The organism is Paracoccaceae bacterium (assembly GCA_033344815.1).
Taxonomy (GTDB): Bacteria; Pseudomonadota; Alphaproteobacteria; order Rhodobacterales; family Rhodobacteraceae; genus Roseobacter.
The window spans coordinates 2,948,660-2,967,640 of sequence record JAWPMR010000001.1; the positions used below are offsets into that span (position 1 = coordinate 2,948,660).

Consider the following 18,981-nt stretch of genomic DNA (forward strand, 5'->3'; position numbering starts at 1 on the left):
TAAGTGGTCTCAACACACGCAGCAAATCCATTCAGATGTTCTGTGAACCTTGATTTTTGATCCGGTTGGCACGACTATCAGATCATTAATCCGAAGGAATTTGCTATGCACGCGTCTGTTTTAACGGATGAGCTGTTTGTCATTTCCGATTTGCATATTGGCGGCGAACCGGGCTTTCAGATATTCAACTCTACCGATGAACTGGTCTGGCTGATAGATCATTTGGCGCAGCGCGCAAAATCCCGCAAAGTCTCTTTGCTTATCAACGGCGACATCGTTGACTTTCTGGCGGAACCAATGCCCACCTATTTTGATGCCGAGGGGGCGACAGACCGACTGGATCGGATGTTCCTGCGCGACAAGACGTTCAAGCCGATCATGGCAGCACTGCGCCGCTTTGCCGCCACACCTAACCGGCGGCTGGATCTCAACCTTGGCAATCACGATCTTGAACTGGCCCTGCCATGGGTCGGATCGCATTTTGTCGAGATGATCGCCAACGGCACCGATGCTGCACGCGGACGCATAACGCTTCACACTTCGGGCGCAGGCGTGACGTACCGCGTAGGCACGGCCCGCATATATTGCGCCCACGGCAATGAGATCGACGAATGGAACCTCACCGATTACGAGGCAATTCGCCAGATCGGGCGCGACATCATGCAAGGTAAACCCTATGTCGATTGGGTGCCAAATGCGGGCACGCAATTGGTGATTGATGCAATGAATGACGTCAAGCGCCGCTATCCGTTTGTCGATCTTCTTAAACCCGAACAGGGGGCGGTTGTGCCGTTTCTTGTGGCGCTCAAACCTGCGCTGGGTGCGAAACTATCACACGCGCCCCGGGTGGTGGGCAGACGAATGTATGACACCGCAAGGCGAAACTTCGGGTTCCTTGGCGAGGACAGCGTCATGCCCGACGCGCCGCAGGACCATGTCTCGGCCCTGGCGGTCAGCGCCCATCAAGCACAATCCGATGCGATCTCTAAATCGCTACTGGCTGACATCGATGCCCTGTATAAGAAGGACAGCGCGCCGATGGATTTGATCAGCGATGAACAGGAGGGCCGCCACTTGGGGGTCTGGAGCGGGATTTGGCGTGGCATTAGCGGCGGCACCACCGCCGAAATCCTGCGCGAGATGTTGGAGAAGCTTAAAGAAGACCAGTCCTTTAATCCCAAACACAAAGATCAGGCTTTCCTTGAGTATGACGAAATGATCGGGTCCGCCTCCGATATCATCGTAACAGGCCACACGCATCAGCAACGCGCCATCGAACGAGATGTCGGCTTGGGGTTGTATTTCAATACCGGCACCTGGGCGCGGCTGATCCAGCTGGACCCCGCCACGCTTGACGACCAGACCAGATTTCAAGAGATCTACGACGCGTTCGAAGCAGGGACAATGGACGCCCTCGAAGCGGTGCCAGATCTGATCAAGCGCAAGAATACCGTCTTGTCGGTTGTGGCACGCGGTGGCGTAATCACGGCGCAGCTGAACAGCATCGACGATCCGGCAAGCCGCGACCCGATGCAGCCCGTCCCCAATACACAATTCAAACTGTAGGGGGCGCAAATGCGAACCATTACCCTTGAACTTCTGCGCCACGGCCCGGCTAATAACCAGCTGCTTTCGCCGCTAACGCAATACCTTGCTTTGTGTGAAAATCACGGCGCAGTGACGGTTCAGGTGCCGTTTGAACACAACCAGTTTCTGCACCGGCTCAGTGCCCTTTCCTACCGCTATGGTGCCGACCCGCGTTCTTTTTACCTGCACGATACCGCTCGCGTGCTAAGCGATCTTCTGTCGAACATTCCGGGGCTTACCGCAGAAATCAATCGTGATACCGGTATTAAAGACAGGTTCACCCATCTGCGCCTGATCGTGTCGTCGTCTGAACTCGCACTGCTTCCATTTGAGCTCGCACTGTCTCCCAACGGCTTTCCGGGTGCGGGACAATCGGCGTTGCTGCAATCGCAAACACCGATTTGCATCACCCGCGAGATACGCCGGGTGCCAGAGCTTAATGATGGCACGCCGCGCAGCCCTAAAATCCTGTTCGTTGCCGCTGCTCCGCCCGGCCAACAAGAGATTCCCTTGCAGGCGCATCTGCTGGCCCTACGCGGCGCGCTTGACCCTTGGGTACGGCAGACTGATACCAACCGCGACCTCGACAATCACATTGTCCTGCTGCCACAAGCCACCGCCCCCCAGGTCGAGGCCGCCTGCGCTGCGCATGACTTTACCCACATCCATATCCTCGCCCATGGCATTCAGTATCAGGAAGGTTATGATGTGCGCTTTGGTCTGGCACTACACCACCCGCGCAATCCTGATGGTCCAGCCGAGGTTGTCAGCGGCGCGCGGCTTGCCACGATCTTGCGCCCCACTCAGCAACCCGATGTAACGGACCTGTCGCGCCCTAGCGTTGTGACGCTGGCCAGCTGCAACTCCGGGGCGCAAGGTAGTGTGGGTGGCGCCGGGGCAAGCATTGCGCACGCCCTGCATGACGCGGGTATCCCTATCGTCGTCGCCAGTCAGTTTCCGCTGTCATTCGAAGGCTCAGTCCGCATGGTCGAAACGTTGTACCACGGGTTCCTGTGGGGTGAAGATCCTCGCGCGCTGCTGATCGACCTGCGCCGCAAACTGCATTCGCAATTTCCCCAAAACCATGATTGGGCCAGCCTCACCGCCTATGCTTCCCTGCCCACAACATTGGCACAAGACCTGGCGACGTTGAAACTCGCACAGGCCAGCCGCAGTATAGAAGTTGCGATGGCACTTGCCGACAAACTGACCGGCGGTATTTATGCTGCCACGCTGCAAATCAGCAACCCCGACATCACCGACAACGGCCCCAGCAAAGAAGACGCCATGCGCCGAATCGAGTTTGCAAAGGCCAAATTGGCCTCGCTCCTGGACAGCACGTCTGCCCCGTCCGCGCAGATCTACGGCCTTCTGGCCAGCACCGAAAAACGCCAGGCCGAATTGGTTGCCGCGAAAATCGTACTGGAAACCAGCACCAATGTGTATGAACTGGCCTCCGGTGAACATTTGCAAGGCAAGGATCGCACCGTCGGCCTGCTGCGCACGTCGCGCGATAATTATCTACGGGCGTATCAGATCGATCGTGCCAACAGCTGGGGCATGGTACAACACCTCTCGCTTGTCGTGATCCTGTCGCGGCTCAGTTACAAGGACACGGATGAGGCGCGGCTTTACGACTACAAGGAAACCGATCTTTGGCAGTTGGCATATGCCATCTCGCACCGCGACCGCAACTCTTCGGATGATCAGAAATTCGCATGTGCCATGGCCAACCTGATCGAGCTTTATCTGCTCTCCCTCGCGATGGGAAATTGGGACGGGAAACCAACACCAAGCGATGCCAAGAAAGAGGCTCTGTCTTGCGCGCATGGGCTTGTGAACCGCATCGGCGCACATAAGTTCACGATCTATTCTACCCGACGACAAATGGCGCGCTACGCCGAATGGTACCCCAAAATTGCGGAACTTGGCATTGTAGAGGACGTCGCCGAAGCGCTTGTCCGCGCCCTGCCAAGCACATGGGAAGAATCCTTTGGTACAGAAGATTTCTGACGACCCATCATCGCCCGACTGCAAATTCGCAAATGGACTGTCACATTGGCTGATTATTCCTGGGTCTTCAACCACAGGCCTTGAGACGTGCATCAGGCGATGTCGTAAAGGGTCAGGCCAATATCATTTCCGTCTCCTGAAAAATAGTCGATCTGGAAACGATACAGATCTCCATCAAATTCACTTTCAATCGTTTCATCCTGAGCAAGATTTTCGAACGTGCCAACAATTGCGTCTACACCATCGTTTTCCAGAATCAGTAAGCTCTCTCCAATACCCAAGCCAGCGGTCAAACTGAGATCCAGCGATGCGCCCGTTCCAAAATCAGAATTGAGGTTCACGCCACCACCTTGCACCGAAATCGAGTCAGCCTCCAAGCCGGATGCCCCGTTGGCAACCGTGATCAAGATACTCCCGGCGGAAGAAACAGAATAGTTTCCGAAAATCGCCATCTCTCCAACGTCAACTCCAGAATCGAGCACTCCGCCAGTCTGATTTAGATCACCGGTAAACGAATTTACACTCAGCGTTCCGCCGGTGAAATTGAAAGTCCCGGAAGTCGCATCGATCACGAGAGCGTCGCCAGTGATTTTGCCGCCCGCAAAATTTAGCGTTTCGAAGTGAACGGTGCCTGTATCGCCAATAATGATCTCACCTTCGCCAAAGTCTATGATACCTTCACCGCGCACCAAGGTTCCCACAGTCGCGGTTACCACTGAAATATCGACCCCAAGCCCAATGAAAAAGGTTCCTTGTGCGACGCTGCTGGACGCGGCTGTACCAATGTTTAGGGTTGTCAGATCAGCAGTAAGCGAGCCTTCGGACGCATCCAGAATGCCTGTGCCGGTGGCGCCGCCGAAGCCGGTATTTCCTGCCACCCCGACGTAGAGCCCTGCCGGCGCTCCGGCTGCACCCAGCGTCAAGGATGTGTTGGCCCCCAGAGCCAGCCTCCCCTCCGCCGCCCAACCGCTCTGAGCGTTCACAAACGTCGCAACACCGATCGAAAGTTCGCTGGCCACCGTGAGCGTGGCATCCGTTGTCTGCGTGGCGAAGTCGATGTCGGCCATCCCGGTGCCTGCGCCGGAATTGTTGTAGGCAAGCCTCAGGATATCGGCTTCAAGGTTAAGCTCTCCTCCTGTGGGCACCTCCAGGATGCCCTGGCCGCGGCCGTTTCCGAAGGTGATGGTGTCCGCTGCCAGGGTCTCGCTCTGGTCCCAGATCAGCGTGCCGGTTGCCGTCCCGCCGGAGGCGGAACTGCCGATTAAGATCTCGCTCAGCGTCCAGTCGAGCACCGCTGAGCGCTCGGACGCATCCAGAATGCCTGTGCCGGTGGCGCCGCCGAAGCCGGTGTTTCCTGCCACCCCGACGTAGAGCCCTGCCGGCGCTCCGGCTGCACCCAGCGTCAAGGATGTGTTGGCCCCCAGAGCCAGCCTCCCCTCCGCCGCCCAACCGCTCTGAGCGTTCACAAACGTCGCAACACCGATCGAAAGTTCGCTGGCCACCGTGAGCGTGGCATCCGTTGTCTGCGTGGCGAAGTCGATGTCGGCCATCCCGGTGCCTGCGCCGGAATTGTTGTAGGCAAGCCTCAGGATATCGGCTTCAAGGTTAAGCTCTCCTCCTGTGGGCACCTCCAGGATGCCCTGGCCGCGGCCGTTTCCGAAGGTGATGGTGTCCGCTGCCAGGGTCTCGCTCTGGTCCCAGATCAGCGTGCCGGTTGCCGTCCCGCCGGAGGCGGAACTGCCGATTAAGATCTCGCTCAGCGTCCAGTCGAGCACCGCTGAGCGCTCGGACGCATCCAGAACGCCTGTGCCGGTGGCACCGCCGAAGCCGGTGTTTCCTGCCACTCCGACGTAGAGCCCTGCCGGCGCTCCGGCTGCACCCAGCGTCAAGGATGTGTTGGCGCCCAGAGCCAGCCTCCCCTCCGCCGCCCATCCGCTCTGAGCGTTCACAAACGTCGCAACACCGATCGAAAGTTCGCTGGCCACCGTGAGCGTGGCATCCGTTGTCTGCGTGGCGAAGTCGATGTCGGCCATCCCCGTGCCTGCGCCGGAATTGTTGTAGGCAAGCCTCAGGATATCGGCCTCAAGGTTAAGCTCTCCTCCTGTGGGCACCTCCAGGATGCCCTGGCCGCGGCCGTTTCCGAAGGTGATGGTGTCCGCTGCCAGGGTCTCGCTCTGGTCCCAGATCAGCGTGCCGGTTGCCGTCCCGCCGGAGGCGGAACTGCCGATTAAGATCTCGCTCAGCGTCCAGTCGAGCACCGCTGAGCGCTCGGACGCATCCAGAACGCCTGTGCCGGTGGCACCGCCGAAGCCGGTGTTTCCTGCCACTCCGACGTAGAGCCCTGCCGGCGCTCCGGCTGCACCCAGCGTCAAGGATGTGTTGGCGCCCAGAGCCAGCCTCCCCTCCGCCGCCCATCCGCTCTGAGCGTTCACAAACGTCGCAACACCGATCGAAAGTTCGCTGGCCATGGCAGCGTCCAATGACGCGCCTGTTGTCAGTTTGAGGACACCCGAGGCAGTACCGCTGCCCGAGGCGTTTATTCCAACTCGAATGGGGGCATTGGCCACGACATGTGTGCCGTTTTCTACGCCCAGCATGTGCGGGCTAGATCCGTTGGCCAATAGCAGCACATCGTTGGTGATCTCGAGTTCATTCCCGTTTGCGAAGTCTATAGTTTGGTCAGCCTGGCCCGTGTACCGGAGCGCTGATATTACATAGTTGGCGTCTACAAAGCTTCGGTCGCCTGATCCCGCGGTACCGAACAATACTGTGTCGGACACGCTTGGGGGCGCACCGAGACTCCAGTTCGCTGGATCGCTCCAATTGCCTGTAGGGCCTGCATCGATCCAGCTATTGTTCCCGGGTGCTGTGCCAAAAGCTCCGATACTGAAACTCGCAGGCGACACCGCCGACCCAATCGTGACCTGACCGCCATTGCGCCAGATCGTGCAAATGCCTGTCTCGTCATCCATGATCACGCCGCGACCCGTTGAATCCGCAAGTACCGCATTCGCAGACGGGTTCGAGAGTACGACCCGAAATGCCTCGTCGCACTCGAACAGGGTGTCATCAATAGTTGGCAACACGATTTCGACCGAGGTCGTACCAGGATCGATGGTCACTGAGCCGGAGAGCGACGCACCGCCCTGCAGGTCACTTGCATTGGCAGAGCCAAATAGTACTTGGTAGTCAGCGCCAACCTGCTCCAGATCCGTACGATCAAGACTGACCGTGAAGACAAGATCGCCTCCCTCCAAAACTCTTGCATCCGATATCGATATCTGGGGTGGCAAAGGCGCATCCAGAATGGTGCCGATGCCGGTGTGGTCTCCCAACTGAGTTCCGCCGCGCGGATTGACAAGCCGTATCTCGAACGTCTCGTCGCCCTCTATCAAAAGGTCCGTCGCAGCACTGATCGAGATGGCGGCGACCGAGTCGCCTTCGCTAATCTTTACCGATCCGATCAGGGCTGTGCTTTGCTCGATATCTTCCGACCCCGCCTGGCCCGCGCCGGGTATCGCTGGTAAAAGGACCTCGTAATTTAAATTTATGTCCGTTTTCGCCAGTTTGTCCAAAGTGACCGTAAACTCAAGATCCGATCCCTCCGGCGCGATCGCATCTGAGATTGATAGGGTCGAAAAAACGAAATCATCCACAGCGTAGTCCGCAGCAGAGATTCCCGCGCCATCATTCACACGGATCGCGAAGTCAACAGATGCATTCCCGTCAACGTTCCCGAAGATCCGGGTCTGGCTGCCGACGTCTTCAACCCAAAGCGTGCCCGCACCCGCCGCGATCCCCTGCGCTGTTGTTGCCTGACCGAGGAAGTTGAAGGCCTGGAGGCCCCCGACCGTCTCGTCCGCGTCGATGGCTGAAAGGTCGATAATGTCGCCACCCTGAGCGCCCACGCCATCGATCCCGTCAATCAGATCCGCAAACCCGAAGGCTGACTCCGCAACGGTTGAAAAGATGAATGTGTCGTTGTTTGCGAGCCCGCGCAGAATGTCCTGGCCGGCACCGCCGTTCAGTGCGTCGTTACCGTTCTCGCCCACGAGAATGTCGTTCCCCGCGCCGCCATCTAGCATGTCAAAGCCGTCGCCGCCGCGCAGTCGGTCATTGCCAGCTTCGCCGAAGAGCAGGTCTGCCTGCTGATTGCCCTCCATTACGTCGTCACCGTCGCCGCCAAAAAGGATGTCTTCGCCTGACGCGCCGAACATCAAGTCTGCGCCAGCGTCGCCGTACATCAGATCGTTGCCGCCTCCGCCGCGTAACGTATCTGCGCCAATGCCGCCCTCCAGCGTGTCAGCGCCAGTGCCGCCCGCGAGAATGTCGTTTCCCGCGCCTCCGAGCACACTGTCATCGCCGCTGCCGCCGTCCAGCAAATCTTGGCCTGCACCGCCGATCAGGGTGTCATTCCCGCTGCCACCGTAGACTGTATCACTGCCGTCGCCGCCATTCAGAAAATCGCCCCCAGGACCACCCCGAAGAATATCGTTTCCGTCATTTCCCTCCAGGTGATCGGCACCATTATTGCCTGCAATTTCGTCGTCGCCAGATCCTCCAAGGATCGTATCGTCGCCGTCCCCTCCAAAGATCGTGTCATTGTCATCACCACCGGCAACGTGATCATTTCCGCTACCTGCTCGTATAAGATCCTCTCCCGCATCCCCCAAAAGCGTATCATCGTCACCGCGTCCTACGATCAGGTCATCTCCAGCACCACCTGCAATGAAGTCCTTAAATTCAGTGCCAAAAAGAGCATCGCTGGTTGCTGCACCTGGCCAGATTATCACCCCATTTGCCAGTAAACCAATTTCCTGCGCAGACTCCTCAAAGGTGATCTTGGCGATTTGCGGCAAAGCGGGGCTTGAGGGACTCGCAGCCATAAAATGATTTTCTATACGGATCTGGTTGGGGCCAATCTGAATAATCAGATCCTGAGCAATCGCAGGGTCGCGGAAGAATGTGATGTCGTTCGGTAGAATACCGGCACCAAAGTGGATTCTGTCTGGAGAAAGCGGATCGTCATCCTCAACGATGACATCCGAACCAAAGCCTTGCTCAAAGAAATAGAGGTCAGTCCCAGCTCCTCCCAATATGGTCTCATCCGCGCTGGTGCTCAGAAGCGTGTCGTCTCCGGACGTCCCATTGATGATCGTAGGCATAAAGCCCTCCTATATTTTTTGGTTAGAGCAGGAGTGGAAATTCATGGACACGGACCCGGGCCAAAAGAGTGGATACGGGCTCCAGGCCCGAATGGGAGATCGAAGAACAGCAAGCCCATTTCTCATGGACAACGTGCAAAACACCTCTCAAACGGCCCTCAAGTTTGAGCAAAGAACATTGGAAAACAGGGACGTTTCTGTCTCTCACGGAACTGGTTCCTCGAGGTTTTTGTCTTGGATTTGACCAAACCGAATTGGGAACCGGTAGACTTTGCCGGACGCACAGGTATTTGATTTACGGATTTCCGGATCTGCTCCAGACGTGATGCTGAAGTGTGTTCGATCATTTGTTGCCGCCATTGAAGGATTGCTCACACGATCCTTTGCCACCCGGGACAATACGCCGAGCAAGGGAGTAAGAATGGGCTTGTGGATCAGATCGCCGTTGACCTCAGAATTCCCGGAAATGCGCTTATCGCTTGATCGCACTGAGCCATACTGAAGGGGTGTCCAATTTTCTGGTTGGTGGGGACTACAAACCATTTGCGCAAATTCCTCATTCACGCAAATCGATACCGCATCACTTGGGTAAGATTCCTGTTGTTGTACGTGACCTTTTGATGAGTCCAGCCGTGTCAAACTGGCTTTGTTGCCCAACCTTTCATGAGCGACGAATAACGTCGCCGCAGTTCGGGCGCGGCGCCATTGCATGCCCGCGTGAATATCTCGGTCTCTCGCGAGTGAAACTGCCTTGCTCACGCAATCACAGGTTTTGAGGATGATGGTATCAAAGATTGGGATGCTGGTGCTTCGCCACCTGAGAAACACACACTTAATCGTCCATTTGCCTGATCGACGCTCTAGATGCGCTCTCCTGTGATCACGCTCATTTCTATTCACGAAACCAAAGGTTGCGTACCCCAAGACGCCTCTCCCCCGTTAATCTTAGAGCAGCGCCACAGAAAAAGTTTAAAAAAAGTACTAAAAATTAAGCAGTTGTGCTCAAAAGTTATGCAATCATATCAGATTTCCGGAAAACCGTCAACGTTGCGGGACCAATCTGATCTGCCGCGTTCAGTGTTTCGAGAGGGCGGTCAGCCTTATTCTTACAGCTCCGGAAGTTGCGGGAATTGGTACGGATACGATGCTGTGGGCGTGACAGGATACACAATTGCCGTTCGGGTCAGAGCTACGTTTTCGTTGGTTCTGCCCCTTTATCCTGAGGTCCGCTCGCCGCGGTAGGCAGTCGTAACGAACATCGTTTTCCCGACCCAAGGCATCGTCCAGCTCATGCGTGACGTGACGGCTTTGATCGCGGCAAGAGGCGCGTGGGAGGCCATGACGAGTGTGGTATTTCGCTCGTGCAGGTGGGCAAGATGCAGCAGGCCGTCGGCGAACATGGAGAGATCTTAGGGCGGATCAGCATCAAACGGCCTGAGCACGTGATAGTAGACGCTCGGTTGGCTGCGCCCCTCGAACAGGCCGGACGACCGTGGCAGACCGTGCTGTGTGATACACTGATCGCGATCTTCGAAGAGCGCTCTTGGAAGTCAGCGGCGGGCGGCAGCCACTTTATCCTACGCGACGGTTATCGCATTTTCCCAAGCCAGAGAATGGGCGTGAGCCTTTAGTCGAACTTCGCTCGCGACCTTCGCAGGCAGATTTCACGAAGACGGAACCTCATGCCTCGTGCACGACATCGAATCCTCCCATGATCAGTCGTTTGCCGTCGAATGGCATCGGCATCGCATCCGGGGCCATGCGAGGATCCTGCATTATAGCTGCCCAGCCGGCGTCGCGCACAGCTTTGTCTGGCCAAGCAACCCATGAAAAAACAACTGTCTCTCCGGGTTCGCATTTCACGGCCATCGGCATGGAGGTCACCTCACCATCGGGAATATCATCGCCCCAACAATCGACGACCGAGCTCGCGCCGTTTTCCTTGAAAACTTCGGTCATTGTACGCGAGAAGGCGAGAAACGCCTCCTTTTTTTCCTCGTGCACGGCGCAAAGCATCCCATCAATATAACTCATGTCTTTCTCCCTTTGGTTGGTTGAATGTCATTACAGTCCAGTAGTCCAAGTCCGAGAATTCCCTGAATTCCTCAATGATGCAAACCTGGGCTCGTGCACCACGATGCTCAAAAAAAATATGCGCTCGCGCTCGGCATGGTGATTTCAAGCGTTTGTTGCAAATTTTCGGCCACCATGATGCAGAATACGCTGATTGACTCTGGTGTTTTTTGCAGAAGGTCCGTTTCGCCCCTTGGAGTCACACTGCGAACTGAGAATGCAGCGTACATCTTGCGGATTTGGCAGTATTGCGACGCACCTGCGCCAGTTGTCGCCTCGCAGCGCCTCATCGCGTGGAGCGTAGAGTGCGGCGAATTCCACGTCGGTCTTCTCGTCGATTGCCTTGAATTTCTTTCGTCTCATCGTAGCGAGTACTCGGGGAATCCATTGTTCAGCTCCCTTGGACTTTTCGTTACGGCCCTCAGGCGACTCTAGTTTTAGGCGCGATAATTAAGTTTGCCTACTCCACGGCGCGCCGTTTGTCTGCGCGCTCAAGAGCCGCGATGTCGATCTTGGTCATCGTTTTCATCGAGTCGAAAATCTGCTTGGCTGCGTTGCCGTTTGGATCGATGGTGAGGCCCGGAAAGACGTGTTGATTGGTCTGCCAGACGTGACGCCAGCGATCTTTACACCAGCCGCACACGCTCTCGGTACCGCCGTTGCCGCAACGCCAGTCCAGTCGCGGTCGGTCTCGTTTTGGTCTTCGGTTACAACCCTAATACTGACGAGCTCGTTTTAACGTGAGTTGCGACCCAAAATTGAAACACATGAAGCGGCATCCCAGACGTGCGGGGCCTGCGGCGCATTTGTGCGAATGCTCACTTTAGATATTCCGGGTGATGCTGTCACGGCAATCATCATCGGTGCGCTACGCAACCACGGTCTGCAGCACGACCCTTACTGTTGCAGAATACACCGCATCTTTTCTGATTTTTCGCTAGGAACCCTGTGCTGGCCAATGAGTTCTTTTTGGTCTTCGGTCCCATCGGCATCAGAGCATTCACAAAAGACCGTGGAATGCACCAGAACGGTCTTATTTCCTCTGATCGTTGTACCGCCAGCGGTTGCTGCCTATGCGATCCAAAACAATACTGTCCATATTTACTGGACACTAGGCTAACTCAGCCAGTTCTTGGAGGATTTCGCAATCAATCCGATTTCTTTGGTGCTGAGCAGCGCACTCTTGCTCTTTATCCTTTCAAAGACATCTGCGCTCAAATGGGTAGGAAGTTTGAGAAGGCGCAGCTGTCGGCGCCGGGCGGGTTGCTGCGTTGAATGTCATTGCCACATTTTTCCTGAAATTGGACTGCGAGACCGGGACAAGCGTCCAGAAGACGGATTTCGCCTTCAACATCGTCCGGCTCTCGCCGGTGGCACCATTCGATCGAACGAACCGTATTGACTCTTTTTCAAGTCGCCTTTGCCAGCCTGATCAACCGCTCGCGAGAGAAACCCAGACTTGCCATCAACGTGGGAGTAAATTTCGTACGTGGCCCGTAAGGTAATCCACCAATGATCTGCAGAGAGGGGACTTGTCATTCAAGACCCGCGCCGACATTCTCTGTCGCAAGAAGAGATGACATCCACAAGCGTTTTGCCAATTTTGATCCAACGCCCGGCAATGGTGCATCGCCGGGCGTCGTGGACAGGTCAAGGCAGATCAGGCAATCGCAAAATCATCTGTGAACTGGATGTTCAGATTCTCTGCCGTCACACCCTCGCCGCGTACGTAGATGGCGTCCCGGTCCCCATCAAGGAACAAAACAACAGAGCTGGACAACTCGCGGACTGAGTCAATCGAGACATCACCCTCAAAGACAATCACATCGATCCCCACCTCGTAATCCGTAATGATATCGCGTTCCCGCAAACCATTGCTGGTTTCTGCGCCAAAGACGAACGTATCCGCGCCGTCCCCGCCGGTCATCTGATCCAGTGATCCTGCGAGACTGCGGATTTCATCATCTCCATCCGTGCCAACCAGCCTGTCACGCCCTTCAGTCCCCAACACTAGGTTTGGCTCAGGCGGTGCTTCAAAAGTAAAGCCGGCAATGATCGGATCATGATCGGAATTGCGCGCAGCCGTATCGCCATTGTAAAGATCCGGATCACGCCCGAAATCCAGGTTGTAATCAATCGCGTCCGGTTCATCTGCGTTGATGTGCCATTCCGTTGCACTCTCGAAATTATCCGCCAGCGCCTCGTTGATGAGGATATAATCCAGTGTTCCGATCTGACCGTCAAAAACAAAGGAATAGTCAGTCTCACTGGCCACATTTGTGAAGCCTGCGGCCTCCAGAGTGGTGATCGGATCTTCCTGCGCATAAGCATTCAGATCGCCAAGGATCATCTGCTGCACAGCTCCGGACCCTGTGGGATCAGACGCCAGCCATTCGGCTAGAATATCAACGGCCTCGGTCCGCGTGGCATTGTTATTGCCCTGACCGTCACCCTGGGCGTTGTCCGCCTGGAGCCCCGAGAGAGACCCCTTGGACTTGAGGTGGTTGACCGCCACGGTAAAGGTCTCACCGGTGTCCGCATCCTCAAATGTCTGTGCCACGGCGGGACGGTTCAACCCCCTGCCTGCGTCCAGCGGATCCACAAAATTACGTCCGTTGAACGTCTCCAGGATCGCATGATCGCCCACAAGATTCACGCTATCAACCTTGTAAATGATCCCATTGGTGATCGCATCACCGCCGACAATCCCGGTATTCACAAACCCATAAACGTCATTGCCTAGCTCAGCATTGACGGCTTCTACCAGCGCCGCGACGGCGGTACTTTCCGTTGCGTTCTCGACCTCGACAAGGCCCAGAACATCGGCGTCAATTTCCACGATCGCGGCGACTGCTTTCTCAAGTTGCCGCTGGAACTCCGCATCCGGAACGGTGTTGGCAAGCTCAGAGCCATCATCAAACCGCGTCAGATCATCCGCACCGCGTGGTTCGTTATTCGTATCCGTCTCAGTCGACCCATCATCCAGCGTGGTAAAGAAGTTCAACACATTGAGGCTGGCCACCTTGAAATTGCCACCCACATCCTCTGGCGTCTCGGGCCTTGCGTTGGTCTGAGTATAGGTGCCTTCCGGATTGTGGATGCGGAATTCGTCAAAACCATAGGCCACAACGCCCGTCACCGCCTCCAGAGTATCGCCCATCCGGAAACTGTCATTTGCGTCCAGCACCCCGTTGTTACCGTCCAGTATCTGCAGCGCATCGGGGTTCTGTTCCGTCAGTCCATCATCCAGAACGATGGATTTCGCAGCGACCTCCTGCTGGTGCGCCGCGAACCCTGTCACATCAGGCGCGTTGTCTTGCGTGAATTGTGTAGGTCGTCCGTCAGCGGAAACACTGTATTGACCAAATCGATCCAGGTTGAACATCTCCGAGATCGTCAGCGCACTAGTGAATTGCACCAACATGCCCTCGTAGGCTTCGATGTTCGTGACGTAATCAAGATCATCATTGTCCGTCTCGATCGCTCCCATCGCGCCGAGGTCTACGAATGTCACGCTGGGCGCGTCATTGTCGCTGGAAATCACGCCAATATTAGTGGCCACCACCCGCGTTTCGCCAAAGAATTCGTCAACCGTGCCGGTGACCGAAACCAGATCCCCAACGGTCAGACCTTCGGGCGCACCTGTGCTGAAAGTGCTCACAAAAAGCCCTTCGGACGTGCTCACATCCGCGTCCGTGTCTGCGTCTTCTTCCTGCACGAAGAAACCATTCAAGCCGCCGGTCAGAAACTCCGCCGTCACAATGGCTTCAATCGTGACCACTTGCCCTTCCAGGGCAGAGCCGTCATCAAGCCCGACCTTGGTCACGCCCGCAGACGACCCTTGGATGTTATGGATGAATGTCACCACAGGCTCAGGCGGATCAACCTCAATCACATTAGTTTCACCCGGGGTCGCTTCCTGGGCCACAAAATCGCCTGACCCATCAGGACTGCGTGAATTGGACTGGGTATCTTTCAGCCCGTTCGCGTCCTCATTGTATTGCACCGTCTGGCCCAGTGCCGTCAGGAGCCCTGTGTCATCCGAGTCATTTGTATCATAAACGACAGCGTCGATCAGGTTTGTGGTGGTCGGCAGACCATCGACCAGATCGGCCGGGCTACCGGAATAAAGCGCGACGGCATCAGCACCGTTTTGCAAACCATTGGACGTGAAGGCCTCAAGATCCACATTGGGCACATCTGCGGATCCGATCACGAAAAACCCGTTCTCATCCGTCGTCAGACCATCCAGAACAATCGTGTCATAAACGGTGTCATTGCTGCCATTGAAGAGCGCCACAAACAGACCATCCAGCGACGCGTTCCCCACACCGCCATCATAAAGCTCAATGAATTCAGCAGTGTCCGTGCCGGGCGTATCCGCATCCACCTCATTGATGGTGAACACCGGGTCTGGGCCGACAAAACCCGTGCCATCAGCTTGTGTTCCCGGCGAGAACAAGGCCCCCGCCGCACCGGTGGCATCCGTGTGCGGAACAAAACCGCCGCTTGTGTCGGGGTCCCGCGTCAAAGACTGGTTGTTGCCCCCCTCACCGCCATAGCTGACCTCTGCGATCAGCGTGCCATCAGTGGCCGCAACAGTGATGGTATCACCGCCATTGTTGAGACCGAGCGCTCCGCTGGACGCCGTGAAGACCTGCGCGCCGCCGAAATCGCCCGTGGGTGTGCCGCCTCCAAAAACGACAAGCGCTGCGCCGGCCGCCAACATGGTGCCTTCTGCAAAGGTATGGCGCACCGTGAACCCATCGGAGATTGTGACACCGGATAGATCGGCATCGAAACCGCCCGTGTTCACAATCTCAACAAACTCATCTTGCGTCGCATCGCGCGTCCCGTCCCCATTGGCATCGCCGGTCAAATCGCCAGCGGGGTCCGCATTGATTTCGTTTATTGTCAAAACAGGGGTCGCAGTGGGCGGTGCCAAGAACGGATCTCCATTCACCTGCGTGCCCGGCGAGAAAACGGCGCCCGCGGCACCGGTTGCACCGGTGTGCTGCACAAAAGCTCCGGTGGAATCGGGATCGCGCGTCAGGGATTGGTCTGTACCGCCCTCACTGCCATAGGTAAATTCGGCGAGCGCATCGCCGTCAGCCGTCGCAAGCGTCACGCTATCCCCGCCATTGTTCAGCCCAAGCGCTCCCGTGGATGCCGTAAAGACCTGTGCGCCGCCAAAATCGCCCGTGGGCGTGCCGCCGCCAAAGACCACAAGTGCCGCGCCCGCCGCCAAGGTTGTCCCTTCTGCGAAGGTGTGGCGCACCCCGAACCCGTCAGAAATCGTCATGCCGGAAAGGTCGGCTTCTGTGTCGCCCGTGTTCACAATTTCGATGAACTCGTCTTGGGTTGCATCGCGCGCGCCATCACCGTTGGCATCGCCCAACGCCACCGAGGCATCAGGATCCGCAAGGACCTCGTTGATGACAAGAGATGGCAGGACCGGCACAACCGTTCCAAACGATTGGCCTTCGTTCACCGCACCAGGCGTTGCGCCGAGGGGTCCCGCAAAGACGAAGTCACCCGCTTCTGATCCTGTCCCTTGCCGTTGCAAAGACTGACCTACGGGTGTGTCGCCCGGCTCGGAAAAACCCACATCCGTCGATGTCAGCCCGACGGCAGGTCCATCTGTGGCCGTAACGATACCTTCGTAGCTTAGAAATTCGACGACGGCCCCGGTGTTGTTTACCAATGCCATGCCGTCGGGCGACCCGTTTTGCAACCCGTTTGTCGGGAGCGATACCGTGACAAATCCGACACCCGCACCGGCATCCACAACGGTGAATGGGGACAGATCGATCGTTCTGTAGGTCGCACCGTTGCTGCCGTTGTAAAGCGTGATAGACCACCCCGTCAGATCAAAACCCGCGGGCGCTGCTATTTCAATGAATTCGCCAACATCCGCACCCGCGTTGTCATAATGGAATTCGTTAATAAAAACTGACATTCAGATATCCCCACACTCGTTGATTGTTTGATGCGACGTGACCAGTTCAGACGCAAAGGCGCGCAGTTTTTCAACAATCGTATGTTCCAAAATGCCCCCTTGTCGCGTTTCCGTTTTTTAATATTCATTAACATTAACGCCAGAATCCAAGACTGCTACAGAAAGTTTTGTAAAAATGCTTTGTGCCGGGGGACTTGCCTTTTCGGCTCCGGATTCGAACAGAAATGTAACAAGAGCGCCATTTCTTGATCTGGTACCTCATCATGGATTTGGCGGTGTCGACCAGCAAATTTTCAACATTATTGTCTCCGGGAAGGGCTTTTCGGATATTCACCGGATAACCCCGAGCGCCCTTCCGGGTGGTCATGGGAGTACCACGCACGTCATAGGCTTGTGATTGTTCGCTGGTGAGCGCGGCAGGCAATGATGGTTCCAGAGGTGCGCCGCGTTTGATTTTCGCGAGGTTTGATCGGTATTGCTGCTTTGGTGTCGCCGCTCAAATTCACTTCTGCTATGTTCGCATCGCGATGTATACGACAGACCAGCCCAACAGAAAAATCCCCTAGCGGCACATCCCGATGCCCGGCAAGTTCCTCTTGCGCCTGGCGTTGTAGACCCATGACCAATGCGCTGATGCGGAGCAACTCCTCGACAGCGTTAAGCGCTCGCCAAATGGCGATTTCTTGGAGCCGGTTCTCCAGATCAACCTGCAATGCGTCCGCGTCCTAGGTGGTAAAGATCGCAAGCACTGGCTGTCTGCGGACAGGACAGACTTCGAGTCGCCTTCTGCCTGATGACATTCTTTGAATTATCAAATATTTTGAAAACTGGACGCTCTTGAGGTCCAATCGGCGCCGCTTGAACCTCCTCGAATGGGTGAGATTTGTCTGCGGTGCTCAATGCTGGCAACCAACTGCTGGAAATCGTCTTCCTGCTGCCAGCCCGCCAGCCTGTCGCTGGCGATAGCATCCTTGATCTGCGCCGGCTGAAGTTCCAGCGCACCCGTACCAGTGAGAATGCCCTGCGCTGGCGTGCCATGCGCGTCCTCGATGCGTTGCACCAAAGCGTCATTTACCGCATTGGTGATTGCATCATGGCGGCTGTATCAGACCTGCATAACCCCACGGCGCGCCTATCGATCGAGGTCGGCAATCTGTTCAGTGCCCTGTGTCATGTGCGCATAAATCATCTTCGGAACGGTCATTTCATCCCATGACCGATCACAATAATGGCTTGAAAAAAATGAAGAATTCCAGTAGCCCGCCAATGCTAGAGACATATCTGGTCTCGATCGCCAGATCGATCCCATTCATGGAATGTGGAGAGAAAAGAATATCCGAGGCGCTCAAAACGTTCAACTACAACAGGGTGAAAGAAGGTTGGCGGTCGATCATGATCACCTCCTCCGTCTTATTCAAGATTGCCTCGAATGCATCCACGCTCGATTTACGCAATGCATCCCGCAGAACCTCAGCACCCGTCTTCGAAATATGCCACGCGCGCCACTTGATGTTCCCAACCCTCAAAACATGGTGTAACGGCACCCGCGATCTTTGCGACATGAAATAGAGATTGTTGTCTCCGTTTTGGATGTTTCCATAGCGTGGATTTTCGGGTGGCCTTTTGCCCTGTAAATAACGTGCTTGGTCACAATACGCGGGCTATTCTTCCAAGGTGTTTTCGACCTCTTGTGATCTTGTGGTGACCGTCCCGGCATCGCGCAGCGCGAGAACTTAGCAAAAGTCGAAGATTTCGAGTATTCCGATTGGTAGAATTACGGAGCAATTCTCCCGATCGAAATATCCCTGATTTCCGCAAAGCTTTTGGTCACGATTTTTTTCGTATCAATGACTTGGGACCCAAAAGAGAAATAGGTATTTTGTGAAGTTCAAGACCGCCGAGTGGTAGCAGCCGCTTGTTTTTTGTCCTGACGTTTGCCTTGTCCTGCTTGATGACCTGTACCCTGCATGGGTGTGCATTTGGTGCGCGACGGAGGTCAGCTGACGGGTTCAAATTCACGGTGCATCACCGCTTGTATGTGCTTTTCTGACAGTCGTGAGGCGAAACACTAGAGACTGTGGCACGAAAAAATGTCCTGTGAATAGGCGCTAATCCAGGGGTTGAACCAATCCATTGTTTTTGCATGAAAATGTCGAGAACGGCCCAAATCAGGCACGTCTACGC

The 18,981-nt window shown here is 55.9% G+C and carries 12 protein-coding genes; 4 read left to right on the plus strand and 8 right to left on the minus strand.

The annotated features are described in order from the left end of the window. The first annotated feature begins 105 nt into the window (after positions 1-105). Both R8G34_13710 and R8G34_13715 read left to right on the plus strand, forming a co-directional pair. Positions 106-1,566, plus strand: a complete 1,461-nt coding sequence (locus R8G34_13710) for a hypothetical protein (GenBank protein ID MDW3223919.1) — start codon at positions 106-108, stop codon at positions 1,564-1,566. Positions 1,567-1,575: 9 nt separating this feature from the next. After that, positions 1,576-3,600, plus strand: coding sequence for a CHAT domain-containing protein (locus R8G34_13715; GenBank protein ID MDW3223920.1), 2,025 nt, complete (start codon positions 1,576-1,578; stop codon positions 3,598-3,600). Positions 3,601-3,692: 92 nt separating this feature from the next. On the opposite strand, the gene R8G34_13720 is transcribed toward R8G34_13715, so the two are convergent. The 3 genes from R8G34_13720 to R8G34_13730 all read right to left on the minus strand — a co-directional run bounded on the left by R8G34_13720 (position 3,693) and on the right by R8G34_13730 (position 10,165). Then, complete coding sequence (locus tag R8G34_13720; protein ID MDW3223921.1) at positions 3,693-8,765, minus strand: hypothetical protein; 5,073 nt, start codon at positions 8,763-8,765, stop codon at positions 3,693-3,695. Positions 8,766-8,969: 204 nt separating this feature from the next. Further along, positions 8,970-9,524, minus strand: a complete 555-nt coding sequence (locus tag R8G34_13725; GenBank protein MDW3223922.1) for a hypothetical protein — start codon at positions 9,522-9,524, stop codon at positions 8,970-8,972. A 455-nt stretch (positions 9,525-9,979) separates the two neighbouring features. After that, a complete protein-coding gene (locus R8G34_13730; GenBank protein MDW3223923.1) occupies positions 9,980-10,165 on the minus strand; it encodes a DUF899 family protein in 186 nt (61 codons plus the stop codon). Between R8G34_13730 and R8G34_13735 the strand changes: the two genes are divergently transcribed. Then, complete coding sequence (locus R8G34_13735; protein ID MDW3223924.1) at positions 10,142-10,396, plus strand: hypothetical protein; 255 nt, start codon at positions 10,142-10,144, stop codon at positions 10,394-10,396. The genes R8G34_13730 and R8G34_13735 overlap by 24 nt on opposite strands. A gap of 49 nt (positions 10,397-10,445) precedes the next feature. Here R8G34_13735 and R8G34_13740 read toward each other — a convergent pair whose 3' ends face one another. From R8G34_13740 to R8G34_13755, 4 genes are all read right to left on the minus strand, one after another. After that, positions 10,446-10,799: a DUF1428 domain-containing protein gene (locus tag R8G34_13740; GenBank protein ID MDW3223925.1), complete on the minus strand. Its 354-nt coding sequence runs from the start codon at positions 10,797-10,799 to the stop codon at positions 10,446-10,448. Positions 10,800-11,298: 499 nt separating this feature from the next. Continuing rightward, entirely contained in the window at positions 11,299-11,481 is a 183-nt protein-coding gene (locus tag R8G34_13745) for a hypothetical protein (protein ID MDW3223926.1), read from the minus strand. Positions 11,482-12,498: 1,017 nt separating this feature from the next. Then, a complete protein-coding gene (locus R8G34_13750; protein MDW3223927.1) occupies positions 12,499-16,797 on the minus strand; it encodes an ExeM/NucH family extracellular endonuclease in 4,299 nt (1,432 codons plus the stop codon). Positions 16,798-17,180: 383 nt separating this feature from the next. Next, positions 17,181-17,510: a hypothetical protein gene (locus R8G34_13755; protein MDW3223928.1), complete on the minus strand. Its 330-nt coding sequence runs from the start codon at positions 17,508-17,510 to the stop codon at positions 17,181-17,183. Between the two features lie 179 nt (positions 17,511-17,689). Between R8G34_13755 and R8G34_13760 the strand changes: the two genes are divergently transcribed. Then, positions 17,690-18,013, plus strand: a complete 324-nt coding sequence (locus R8G34_13760; GenBank protein MDW3223929.1) for a hypothetical protein — start codon at positions 17,690-17,692, stop codon at positions 18,011-18,013. 142 nt (positions 18,014-18,155) lie between these two features. Here R8G34_13760 and R8G34_13765 read toward each other — a convergent pair whose 3' ends face one another. Then, positions 18,156-18,359 carry a hypothetical protein gene (locus R8G34_13765; GenBank protein ID MDW3223930.1) on the minus strand — a complete coding sequence of 68 codons (204 nt, stop codon included), beginning with the start codon at positions 18,357-18,359 and terminating at the stop codon, positions 18,156-18,158. Positions 18,360-18,981 lie beyond the last annotated feature (622 nt).